Annotated in this window: 12 protein-coding genes; 9 read left to right on the top strand and 3 right to left on the bottom strand. The window is 57.4% G+C overall.

Features of this window, described 5'->3' with window-relative positions:
- Positions 1-425: 425 nt before the first annotated feature.
- The 4 genes from AC2FI8_RS21890 (at position 426) to AC2FI8_RS21875 (ending at position 4343) form a co-directional block, all read left to right on the top strand.
- On the top strand, positions 426-1187 hold the full coding sequence (locus AC2FI8_RS21890) for a 5-oxoprolinase subunit B family protein (RefSeq protein ID WP_496770702.1): 762 nt from the start codon (positions 426-428) through the stop codon (positions 1185-1187).
- A complete protein-coding gene (locus AC2FI8_RS21885; RefSeq protein WP_496780944.1) occupies positions 1178-2176 on the top strand; it encodes a 5-oxoprolinase subunit C family protein in 999 nt (332 codons plus the stop codon). The genes AC2FI8_RS21890 and AC2FI8_RS21885 overlap by 10 nt, the downstream gene beginning before the upstream one ends.
- Positions 2177-2188: 12 nt before the next feature.
- The gene (locus AC2FI8_RS21880) at positions 2189-2950 is read left to right on the top strand and encodes a LamB/YcsF family protein (protein ID WP_496780943.1); all 762 of its coding nucleotides are present in this window, start codon (positions 2189-2191) and stop codon (positions 2948-2950) included.
- Between the two features lie 145 nt (positions 2951-3095).
- On the top strand, positions 3096-4343 hold the full coding sequence (locus AC2FI8_RS21875) for a hypothetical protein (RefSeq protein ID WP_496780942.1): 1248 nt from the start codon (positions 3096-3098) through the stop codon (positions 4341-4343).
- Between the two features lie 59 nt (positions 4344-4402).
- On the opposite strand, the gene AC2FI8_RS21870 is transcribed toward AC2FI8_RS21875, so the two are convergent.
- Both AC2FI8_RS21870 and AC2FI8_RS21865 read right to left on the bottom strand, forming a co-directional pair.
- Positions 4403-5788 (bottom strand): D-alanyl-D-alanine carboxypeptidase family protein, encoded by a 1386-nt coding sequence (locus tag AC2FI8_RS21870; protein WP_496780941.1) that lies wholly within the window; start codon positions 5786-5788, stop codon positions 4403-4405.
- Positions 5789-6069: 281 nt separating this feature from the next.
- A complete protein-coding gene (locus tag AC2FI8_RS21865; protein ID WP_496780940.1) occupies positions 6070-6771 on the bottom strand; it encodes an HAD family hydrolase in 702 nt (233 codons plus the stop codon).
- 91 nt (positions 6772-6862) lie between these two features.
- Between AC2FI8_RS21865 and clpS the strand changes: the two genes are divergently transcribed.
- Genes clpS through hemF form a run of 4 tightly spaced genes read left to right on the top strand, consistent with a single transcriptional unit; the run spans position 6863 to position 9930 of the window.
- Positions 6863-7204, top strand: coding sequence for an ATP-dependent Clp protease adapter ClpS (clpS, locus tag AC2FI8_RS21860; RefSeq protein ID WP_058271961.1), 342 nt, complete (start codon positions 6863-6865; stop codon positions 7202-7204).
- A 32-nt stretch (positions 7205-7236) separates the two neighbouring features.
- Entirely contained in the window at positions 7237-8202 is a 966-nt protein-coding gene (locus tag AC2FI8_RS21855; protein WP_496780939.1) for a class I SAM-dependent methyltransferase, read from the top strand.
- 37 nt (positions 8203-8239) lie between these two features.
- Positions 8240-9040 (top strand): SDR family NAD(P)-dependent oxidoreductase, encoded by an 801-nt coding sequence (locus AC2FI8_RS21850; protein ID WP_058271963.1) that lies wholly within the window; start codon positions 8240-8242, stop codon positions 9038-9040.
- Between the two features lie 5 nt (positions 9041-9045).
- On the top strand, positions 9046-9930 hold the full coding sequence (gene hemF, locus AC2FI8_RS21845) for an oxygen-dependent coproporphyrinogen oxidase (RefSeq protein WP_496780938.1): 885 nt from the start codon (positions 9046-9048) through the stop codon (positions 9928-9930).
- Positions 9931-9934: 4 nt separating this feature from the next.
- Here hemF and AC2FI8_RS21840 read toward each other — a convergent pair whose 3' ends face one another.
- On the bottom strand, positions 9935-10345 hold the full coding sequence (locus AC2FI8_RS21840) for a hypothetical protein (protein ID WP_058272063.1): 411 nt from the start codon (positions 10343-10345) through the stop codon (positions 9935-9937).
- A gap of 180 nt (positions 10346-10525) precedes the next feature.
- Between AC2FI8_RS21840 and AC2FI8_RS21835 the strand changes: the two genes are divergently transcribed.
- Positions 10526-11038, top strand: coding sequence for a toxin-activating lysine-acyltransferase (locus AC2FI8_RS21835; RefSeq protein ID WP_058278492.1), 513 nt, complete (start codon positions 10526-10528; stop codon positions 11036-11038).

Genomic DNA, 11038 nt, shown 5'->3' with positions numbered 1-11038 from the left:
CGACCCGTCAGCACCGCCTCAGCAGCGCCGGTGAAGGGGGTTCTAAGTATAACCGCATAAGTCCGCAAGCAGAAAATGACGTCCTGGGCGATTTTTTTCCATCTTTCCGCTTAACCTTTATTTATCAATATCTTAAGGCGCACAACCCGCTCCCTCGAACGGCAATCTCGCCAGTTGAAATGCAAGTCGGACCCACACCTGTCCGCGTCGCCAGTAAGCGCACCCCTATATATAGACAGGGCACCCAACCACACCACAAGCCTCAAACGAGTCGGAAGCGATTCAATGAGTCGGAATCGGCCCAAAAAACCGTGCCAGCACTAAATTCAGGTATAGATTCCGCGCGTCTCCACCCACGCCGGGCTTGCGCATTGGCCCGGGATGCTGTGTGGTCGCCTCTGTAAGATGCCCGGGTTAGCCGTGAAATGACCACCAATACAGCCGACATGTTTCCACGCATAAATACCGTAGGCTATGACGGCCTTCTTGTTTCCTTTGCCGATGCCATGGCCGAACCCTCGAACCGGGCGGCGCTGGCCTTTAGGGGCGCAATAGACGCCGCATCCTGGAACGGTGTTGTCGAAACCTCTGCATCGCTTGCATCGGCCTACCTGAGGTTCGATCCCGACAAATTACCTCGCGCTGAAGTCCAAGATAGAGTGCGACACCTACTTGCACAGCAAAATTGGTTTGAGGCACCACTGCCTGCCGGTCGAAAATTGTGGCGGGTCCCGACAGTTTATGGGGGCGAGCTTGCTCCGCAACTGGACGAGGCAGCGGCGGCGGCGGGGCTGGATTCCATGGAAGCCGTTCGACGGCTGAGCGACACAAAGGTACGCGTATTGACCATCGGCTTTGCACCGGGGCAACCGTACCTTGGTCCGCTTGGTCCTGAATTCAATATTCCGCGCCTGAAGGAACTGACGCCCATGGTCCCAGAGGGGGCCTTGGTATTGGCAATTTCCCAATTCGTACTGTTCTCGGGCCCCACTCCGACTGGCTGGCGGCATGTGGGCCAAACCGCATTTCGCTGCTTTCGCCCTGACGCACCGCAGAGCTTTGCGTTGAAGCCAGGGGATGAAATGCAGTTCCTGTCCGTTTCGCGCGACGAACTGGAAACCATCCGCGCCAACAACTCGGACGGCTCAGGCGGGGCCACCTGCGAGGAGATCGCGGGATGGGTCTGATTGTTCATCGCATTGGCCCGGCCTGCACCATACAAGACCAGGGCCGTGTCGGGTATCTGGATCAGGGGCTGTCCCGATCCGGCGCCGCCGACCAACTGGCCCTGCACGAGGGCGCAGCGTTGCTGCGTCAAAGCCCGGGACTTGCCGCTTTGGAAATGGCGGGAATGGGTGGCGAGTTCGAGGCAACGCAATCTCTCGGCATCGCTCTGACAGGTGCTCCGATGCAGGCCAGCATTGATGGCGCACTTGTGGTCTGGAATGCGTCGCACCAGATGGTAGCCGGGCAGCGGCTGGTGATTGGTGCTGCGACGCGCGGGACCTATGGCTACCTGCATGTCAGCGGTGGGATCGCGTCCGAAGCCTTTCTGGGATCACGCTCAGCGCATTTGACCGCCAAGATCGGAAGCACCATTCAGACCGGAGATACATTGCCTGTCGCCGACGGATCAGGCGTGACGGGCATGAAGCTTAACCCGGATGATCGCTTCTCGGGTGGCGTTCTACGCGTGATCGCCAGCTTTCAGACCCCCCTGTTCGATCAGGAAACGTTGGACCGCTTTGTGCAAACCGAGTTTCGGCGTGGCAGTCGGGCCAACCGAATGGGGATGCAGTTGGATAGCGAGGGCGAAGGTTTCGCGGCTCAGGGTCAGCTGAACATTCTGTCCGAGGTCATTACCCCCGGTGACATACAGATGACCGGAACAGGCAGCCCCTTTATCCTGTTGCCTGAATGTCAGACCACTGGAGGTTATCCCCGTATCGCGACGGTTCTGCCTTGTGACCTTCCGCGCGCGGCACAAACCCCGGCGGGCGGGCGGATCAAGTTCGAATTCGTGTCACTGGACGAGGCCACAGCCCTGCAAACCGCCCACAATGCCGAACTTGCCCGGCTACCTATGCGAGTCGAACCGCTGGTCCGCGATCCGCATGACATCCCGAACCTCTTGTCCTACCAATTGATCGGCGGAATGATCTCCGCCACCGACTAGGGAGTACCACGTATGCCAAGCGTCGATCTGAATGCCGATATGGGCGAAAGCTTTGGCCCCTGGAATATGGGCGATGATGAATATCTGCTTAAGATTATCACCTCTGCCAATATCGCTTGTGGCTTTCACGCCGGCGACCCGGATGTGATGGCCAAAACGATGACACTGGCTGCGGAAAACGGCGTCGGGATCGGCGCGCACCCGGGCTTTCCTGACCTGCAGGGATTTGGCCGGCGGAATATGAAAGTTCCCCATGATTCCTTGCGCAATCTGGTTCGTTACCAACTGGGCGCTGCGATCGGCATGGCCAAGGCCGTTGGCACCAAAGTGCGGCACCTGAAACTGCACGGGGCGCTGGCCAACATGTGCTCGATCGATATCGACATGGCCCGGGCCTGCTATCAGGGCGCACTGGATGTCGATCCGGACATCATCATCATGGTTCTGGCTGTTACCAAACAAGAAGAAGCCGTGCGTGAATTGGGGTGCAAGTGGGTCGGCGAGATCTTTGCGGACCGGGCCTATAACGACGACGGAACCCTTGTCGATCGCAGCCTGCCCGGCGCGGTTATTCATGACCCCGAAATTGCCGGACTACGCATCCTGAACATGGTGCGCGAAGGTGCCATCATCACCGAAAGCGGATCGCGACTGGAAACGTCGATCGATACGATATGCCTACATGGTGATGGCCCCACTGCGGTGCAGATTGCACGTTCGGTTCGGGCATGTCTGATCGAGGGCGGGGTCGAGGTAACAAAATTCATGCGGTAGAAAGAAGGCCTTAAACCTGACGATCTATCCTATGACTGTTGCCTGCACGGAATTCAGACCCTAGCATGACCAGCAAGTGCATGTTCTGAATACCACAATTCCAAGCAACGCCATGCCGAACCGGTATAGGCAAGGAGGTTGGCCAATGTCTTTCGATCTGATGAATTACGAACCGCGCGGCGACAAAAAGAACTCTGAGTTTTTCCACCAATATCTGCCGATGATCTACGAACGCCGCCAAAGCTCGGGCGTGGCCGACCAGGTTGGGGCGATGCAGGCGATCGTCATTCAGGTTGAACCGGACGCGTTGTTCGACACGCTGATCGAGCTTTATGTCATGACACCCTACCGGCATACGGCCAGCTATCTGGGCCAGACGCACAAATTTGCGGTGCTGCATTCGCACTCCGATTATCCCACGATGATCGTCATGGCTCCGCTCAGCGCGACCTTCGAAGACTTTATCCCGCGCATCAACCGTATGTACCCGCTGGCCCGCAACACCCCCCAGACCCGCTATGTCGGAGAGGTTTATGGCGCCACGGACCTCAAGACCCTGACCAAAACGCTTGAAGATCAGAACATCAGGTTTGAGTACAAGGGAGACACCGAAAACCCGTTCTACACATCGGACGGGTTCAGATTTACGTCTCCGTCCGATTTCACCTGTAACAGGGTTGGCTACTCATCCTTGGATTTCAACGACACCGACAGCCTTGGTTTGGGTGACCGGATATTGCTGAGCAATGACGAACAGGCGCGACTGGATCAGGCGGCGGCATTCGGGGCAGACAGCAAAATCGCGCCTTTGATGCTGGGGGTCGACCACCTTGCAACACGCATTCTGGCTGGTGAGCGTGAGGACGCGATCCTCGAGTTTTTGACCATGGTGCCCTATTACTTTTGGGGCGCGTACAACATCTTTGACATGAACTCGTCGACCAATGTGAACCGGAACGCGAATGTCGACGATGATAAGAAATCCCCCGCCAAGGTCTTCACCGCGAACAACACGCCCTCTTTCGTCAATTCCTTTGAACAGTTGCCGATGCCGACCGAGGATTTCGTGCGGAACTTTGGCCGTCGCCTGCACCACATGGCGATCGAAATTCAGGACGGCGACCACGGCGCGGGTGAAAAGAACGTCGATTTTGTAGTCAACACACTCAAAGATGAAGGTGTGCCGTTCCTGGCCCATGTGGTGGGCGAGTGTAAGGATGATCCGAACCTCAAGCAGATCTTCTCAAAGCATTCGAAGTACACGCTGTTGATCACTGAGTATATCGAGCGCTGCCACCACTATGACGGGTTCTTTACCAAGGATAACGTTGCCGCCCTGACCGCGGCGGCAGGTCAGGATGAACAATACGAACACGGCCACGTCTTCGACTGACAAAAAAAGGCTGCGAGTTTCCTCGCAGCCCAGATCCATTCAGGAGAGTATGCCGAGCCTTATGACGGCCCGATCATGAAACAAGTGACATTCCGGGCCTGCAACCGGCGACAAGCCAGATCGGCCTGTTCGCGGGTCATGCCCTGGAATGTCGCGTCGAAGCCGCGCGAGCTTTGGTTTACCTTGCGCAGCGTGCCTTCCAGAGTGGTCATTTCCGACAGAGCGGTTTTCAGTAAGATCTTTTCCGCCTCATATCGGGTGGTATAGCGGCCTACGTTCACACCCCATAGTCGCCCGCCCGATGTGGACAGGCGGGTGACGATCTCTTGCTCGGGTTCAGGCTGGGCTGCCGGATCAGTCGAGGCCAGAACCAAATCAGCCGGCCGTGCCGCGGGACGGGTTGAGTCCCCGTCACCAGACGGTTGGATGTCGGCCGCCGCAATCGCCGCGGCGATACCATCCTTGATACGCGTGCCATTTTTGGCAGCCGTCTCAGCCACGGCGCCAGCAACCTGAACTGCAGCACCCGGTCCGGGGCGCAGAACGGGGCGCAGGCTGGATTTTGGCGCATTGGTCAGGGCCGCGACGGTTGCGCCCAATCCCGCATTCCCGGCATAGGTGGGGCGGGCCGGCTTGCGGATCGGGGCACGCGAGGGGGCTCGGCGGAACCCCATATCCAGCAATTCGGCCACTCGGGCGTTACGCGATGCACCGGACTTGCCACCAAAGACAGTTGCGATAATGCGTTCGTCCTTGCGTTTGGCCGATGCAACCAGGTTAAAGCCAGCAGCCCGCGTGTATCCGGTCTTGATCCCGTCCGCGCCCTTGTAAGCTGCCAACAGACGACGGTTCGTGTTTGGAACCGTCTTGATCCCGGCATGTGTGGATTGGCGCGAAAACAGGTTGTAGTACTGCGGGTAATCATAAAGCAGATGGCGACCCAACGTGGTCATATCCCGCGCGGTCGACAAGTGACCTGATTCCGTCAGGCCATGCGCGTTCTTGAACGTTGTGCGGCTCATACCCATCGACTTGGCCGTGCGCGTCATGCGACGGGCGAATGCCGCCTCGGAACCGCTGATCGCGATACCAATGGCCGTGGCGGCATCATTGGCCGACTTCACCGCAGCTGCCCGGATCAGATATCGGAACGCAATCGTTTGCCCGGTACGCAGGCCTAACTTAGAGGGGGGCTCGGAAGAGGCCTTTTTTGTGATTCGAACCGGCGTGTCCAAGGTGATCTCACCGTTCCGCACCGCCTCAAACGCGATGTAGAGGGTCATCATCTTGGTCAGAGATGCCGGATGCAATCGGGTGTCGGCATTGCGCGAATGCAGAACCTCGCCTGTCCGCGCGTCGATGACCATCGCCGCATATGGTGCCGCAAATCCCTGCAACGGCGCGAAGGAGAGCAGCCACAATAATGCTAAAAGAAATAAGCCCATTCGGGCCGGAACTGTCCGCCGAACCTGCACGATCTTTGCCTCTGTCTACCTCAGGCCGCCGGGTTTTCCCGGTCAGCGCTCATTATATTTTATTACTGACAAGGCTAACACAGAGACCCCATGAAATAAACCGAAAGCGTGCAAATTCGCTGTTTTGTTAAGAGTCCGAAACGGCACTACATGTAGACACGCACAGTCCGTGACCTACCACATCCACGCAAATTGAACCCCTTAACGTAAATCCTGTCTCGTTTTTTGAAAACTGAGGCCAATTGGCAACATCAACTTAGGCGCTGAACCAGATCAGCAAGTTCGCCCAAGTCCCGCAGTTCGCTATAGCGCGGATTGTCCGCAGGGGTTTCGGCCTTCTCAATCTCCCAGACCAACCCATGGGGCACATAGACGCCCCAACACCCGGCCTGAATTGGGGCGACAACATCGGATCGCATCGAATTGCCCACCATCATTGCAGAATCACAACCTTCACCATGTCGCGCAAAGATTTCACGGTAGGTTTGAGCCAATTTTTCGGACACGATCTCGACCTCGTCGAACAGCTCACCCAACCCCGATTGCGCCAGCTTTCTCTCTTGATCGATCAGGTCGCCCTTGGTGATCAGAATCACCCGATGCGTATCAGACACCGCTTCGATGGCCTCCCGCGCGTGAGGTAACAGCTCGATCGGGTGGGCCAGCATGTCCTGCCCTGCTTCGACCAACTGGCGGATCACCGAGGCAGGAACACGGTCCTCGGTCACCTCAATAGCGGTTTCGATCATCGACAGGGTGAAGCCTTTGATTCCGTAGCCGTACTGCCGGATATTGCGTTTTTCCGCAGCAAGCAGCCGATCCAACAGGTGATCGCGATCGGCGTGATCGGCCAGCAATTCTGTGAAATGCGTCTGTGTCAGTTTAAAAAACCGCTCGTTGTGCCAAAGCGTGTCATCGGCGTCGAACCCGATTGTGGTCAGCGCTTTTTCCATTTCGATTACGTCCTGCTGGCTCTTTTCTCTGGCCCCATGCACGTTATATAACCGATCAGACAAACCGAAGCCTGAATCGGACAAAGGCGCAATGACTGAACACAAATGGATGATGTCTGACCAACCGGACAACGACGATGATCCGTCGCTGTTGGTGCAGACGCGCCCAAAGACCAAGCGCCCGCCGTTGTACAAGGTACTGCTGCTGAACGACGACTACACCCCGATGGAATTCGTGGTGCATGTGCTGGAGCGTTTCTTTGGCATGACCCATGCCGAGGCGTTCGAAATCATGTTGATCGTCCACAAGAAAGGCGTCGCCGTGGTTGGCGTGTTCAGCCATGAGATCGCCGAAACCAAAGTGGGCCAGGTCATGGACTTTGCCCGCAGGCACCAGCACCCCCTGCAATGCACAATGGAACGGGAAGAGTAAGGCCGCCTTAGCCTTCTCTCTCATATTTACCGATGTCCCCTCGTCTTGATCTTGCCCTGCAAAGCGGCCTTGAGCTGTCGCAACCACTCAGTGTGCTTGGACCGACATCCGACAGCGATCTGTCGGCCTTGCCGCGTGAAACGCAGGTGGTGCAGCCATTCAAACCGTTTCACGACCACTTTGCCGGCCAAGGCTTTGCCGCCGTGCCGGAAACCTACGACCCTTGTCAGGATGCCATCGTGATCCTGCCCCGCGCCAAGGCGCTGGCGCGCAGCATGGTGCATCAGGCCTGTCAGCGTGCTAGCGGACTGATTGTCATAGACGGTGTCAAAACCGGCGGTGTCGACAGCCTGCTGAAGGACATCCGCAAACGCGTCGACGTCGAGGGGCCCATCGCCAAGGCACATGGCAAGATATTCTGGTTCCAATCCGCGCCCGAGGCTTTTGCCGACTGGGCCGCCCCGGACAACCAGACAGTCGATGGCTTTCAGACCGCGCCCGGCGTGTTCTCTGCTGATGGGATAGATCCTGCCTCGGCCCTGCTGCTGAATGCATTGCCCGAAAAGCTAGGCGCAAGGATCGCTGATTTGGGCGCTGGCTGGGGGTATCTGTCGGCCGGTGTGCTAAAGGCCGCCAATCCGCGCGCGTTACATCTGGTCGAGGCCGATCAGATTGCCCTTACCTGCGCACGCGTCAATTTGGCCGAGACCAGCGCTCAGTTCCACTGGGCCGACGCCGTCACTTGGAACGCGCCGGAACCGTTGGACACGGTGATCATGAACCCTCCGTTTCACACATCGCGCGCCGCCGACCCTGAGCTGGGTCAGGGCTTTATCAAATCCGCAGCTCGAAACCTGACCCGGAGCGGCAATCTGTGGATGGTCGCAAATCGCCACCTGCCCTACGAGGTCACGCTGGCCGAGAATTTCGTACAGGTTCAAGAGGTGTCCGGCGACAATCGGTTCAAGGTGTTTCACGCCTCTCGCCCTCGACGGTGATCCCGGTTAACCTCTGCCGCAAATCAGGAGACAACGCATGTCCTTTTCCATAGCCGGCAAGACCGCCATTGTCACAGGCAGCGCCAATGGTGTCGGACTGGCCATCGGGCGCCACTTTGCGGATGCCGGGGCCAATGTCATGTTCGCCGACATGGACGAAAAACGGCTGTCCGACGAGCTTGGCGAACAGGCCGATGACAGCAACATCCGGTTTTTTGCTGGCGACCTGCGGGAAAAGCTGACCATCGCGAACCTGCTGTCTGCCACGCTTGATGCGTTTGATCAGGTGGACATCCTGATCAATGGCGCGCGCCAGGTGATCCCGTCCGATCCACTGGACGCGGACGACGATTCCGTGCGCATGCTGCTCAATCAGAACCTGATGCCCTCGCTGCGCCTAAGCCAGGCGGTCGCCAAACGCATGATAAAACAAGCAGGTGACACTGACGAAGGCCCCGCCGGGTCGATCATCAACCTGTCTTCAATCGCGGCGCGGCGCACGCACCCTGATCTGATGGCCTATTCCGTATCCACCGCCGCACTGGATCAGATGACACGTTCGCTGGCCGTTGCACTGGCCCCGAAACGAATCCGCGTCAATTCCATCGCGCTGGGATCGGTCATGAGCGCCTCGCTGCAGTCCACGCTCAAGGAAAACCGGGACTTTCGCAACGATATCGAGAGACATACGCCCTTGGCCCGGATCGCAGCCCCGAACGAACTGACCGAAACGGCACAGTTCCTGGCCTCGGATGCAGCCGGCTTTATCACCGGACAAATTCTGACAATTGATGGCGGCCGCACCTTGCTGGACCCCGTCGCAGCTCCGGCTCATTAATCCCTATGTTCGATACCGAAAAATCAACCGCCGCCGCGTGGTTCCGCCAATTGCGCGATGAGATTGTCGCCGCGTTTGAGGCACTTGAAGACACCCACAGCTCTGGCCCTTTTGCAGACGCAGCACCTGGCCGGTTCGAGGTCAAGGAAACCAAACGCCAATCCGAAGACGGCAGCGATGCGGGCGGCGGGTTGATGTCCGTGATGCGTGGCGGGCGGGTCTTTGAAAAGGTCGGCGTCAATGTTTCGACCGTATACGGCACTTTGGGTGCGCGAGCGCAACAGGCCATGGCGGCGCGTAAGGGGATTCCGGGGATGACCGAAGATCCGCGTTTCTGGGCGTCGGGAATTTCTCTGGTCGCGCATATGCAAAACCCGCATGTACCGGCCGTTCATATGAACACCCGCATGTTCTGGACCCCGCACGCATGGTGGTTCGGCGGTGGTTCAGACCTGAATCCTTGCATCGAATATGATCAGGACACAGCGCATTTTCATGCCACCCAAAAGGCGCATCTGGATCCGCATGGTCCCAGCCATTACCCCCGCCTGAAAGACTGGGCTGATGAGTATTTCTATCTCCCCCACCGCAAGCGCGCGCGAGGCGTAGGCGGGATATTCATGGATGATTATTGTACCGGAGACTGGGCCGCAGATTTCGCGCTGACCCAGGATATCGGTCGCGCGTTCCTGCCGGCTTTCCTGCCATTGGTGGAAAAGCGCCGCATCCAGGGTTTTGACGAAGCGGCCAAAGACACGCAACTGGTGCATCGGGGCCTTTATGCCGAATACAACCTCGTCTACGACCGGGGCACAAAATTCGGGCTGGAAACCGGCCATGACCCGGATGCGGTGTTGATGAGCCTTCCTCCAATGGCAAAATGGGCCTGATAGATTAGCGGAACCCAAAATCCAGGAAGTTGTCAAAGCAATAGCCCTGCGCGGACCCCGCCGACATGTTCTCACCCACACGTTTTACGGTAATCGAATATCCCGGCGTGGTATCGACACCATCGGGTGGGGTGAGTGAAAACTGCACCGTGCGCACGCCTTTTTCGTAGGCCCGAACTATATAGATACGCTGGGTTGCTTTTGTTCTCAGGCTGCGAATAGCAAAGTCGCCTATCCCGCACCAATACGCGACCGGGGCCGAAGACCCACTGACGGCGACCTCGTAAACACCGTTGTTCATAGGAGTGACTGTGGTTTTAAAACCCGGGTAAGCGCCGATTCCGATCCCAATTCCCTGTGCAAATAAAGGCGACACCGCAAATGTTGCCAGGGCCGCTATTTTCAAAACTCGCATAATGGCAATTCCTGTTTCGAAACACTTTTTCAAGATCATACCGGACACGTGGTCCGAGTAAAGCGGCACCATTTTCGGGAATTCGGCCGACAGGACCCCGACACAGCACATACAGGCAAATCAGTATCATTTTTGATTATAAGCAATTAGGATCAAGGCATATATTGGCTGGGGTTTGTTTTGAGCAAAGCGTTTCCAAATGACTGGTTTGATATCCCGTCCGAAAAATACGCAGATTTCGGCGCCATGTTCTATCTTGCATCGCTGACCAATACACACAGGCCACGCACCCTCGGGCAGGTGCTCTATGCCTTTGAAACGCCTTTTCGGCTGAACCAGTACCACATTTTCCGGCAGAACGGTTTCCCACGCGGGTTTGTGACCTTCGCCGGCCTCAGCCCCGAAGCCGAGCGTCGGTACGCCATTCAGGAAAAACCGCTGAAAGATACGGACTTTGCCAGCGGCACGTCCTTCTGGATCGTCGACCTTGTGGCCCCGTTTGGACAGACCAACCAGATCGTCGAAATACTGAAAAAAGAAATCCCCCACCCTCGGGTTCGAACCAATCGGATGGACAGCGACCTGACCCGAAATCGCATCGTGGAGTGGACCCGCGACGACGCGGGGGACGTACACATGAAGCTTTACCGGAAGAAAGAATTTCGTGAGGTCCTGAAAATGGAGGGGTCATGA

Source organism: Ruegeria sp. CDSB029 (genome assembly GCF_059611125.1).
Note: the sequence above shows the minus strand (reverse complement) of the source record. Positions and strands in the feature narration are given on the sequence as shown.

Bases quoted from the DNA above. Each gene is read 5' to 3' on its own strand.
- clpS (WP_058271961.1), top strand. From the start codon at position 6,863: ATGACTGAACACAAATGGATGATGTCTGACCAACCGGACAACGACGAT.
- AC2FI8_RS21880 (WP_496780943.1), top strand. From the start codon at position 2,189: ATGCCAAGCGTCGATCTGAATGCCGATATGGGCGAAAGCTTTGGCCCC.
- AC2FI8_RS21885 (WP_496780944.1), top strand. From the start codon at position 1,178: ATGGGTCTGATTGTTCATCGCATTGGCCCGGCCTGCACCATACAAGAC.
- AC2FI8_RS21840 (WP_058272063.1), bottom strand. From the start codon at position 10,345: ATGCGAGTTTTGAAAATAGCGGCCCTGGCAACATTTGCGGTGTCGCCT.
- hemF (WP_496780938.1), top strand. From the start codon at position 9,046: ATGTTCGATACCGAAAAATCAACCGCCGCCGCGTGGTTCCGCCAATTG.
- AC2FI8_RS21855 (WP_496780939.1), top strand. From the start codon at position 7,237: ATGTCCCCTCGTCTTGATCTTGCCCTGCAAAGCGGCCTTGAGCTGTCG.
- AC2FI8_RS21870 (WP_496780941.1), bottom strand. From the start codon at position 5,788: ATGGGCTTATTTCTTTTAGCATTATTGTGGCTGCTCTCCTTCGCGCCG.
- AC2FI8_RS21875 (WP_496780942.1), top strand. From the start codon at position 3,096: ATGTCTTTCGATCTGATGAATTACGAACCGCGCGGCGACAAAAAGAAC.
- AC2FI8_RS21850 (WP_058271963.1), top strand. From the start codon at position 8,240: ATGTCCTTTTCCATAGCCGGCAAGACCGCCATTGTCACAGGCAGCGCC.
- AC2FI8_RS21865 (WP_496780940.1), bottom strand. From the start codon at position 6,771: ATGGAAAAAGCGCTGACCACAATCGGGTTCGACGCCGATGACACGCTT.
- AC2FI8_RS21890 (WP_496770702.1), top strand. From the start codon at position 426: ATGACCACCAATACAGCCGACATGTTTCCACGCATAAATACCGTAGGC.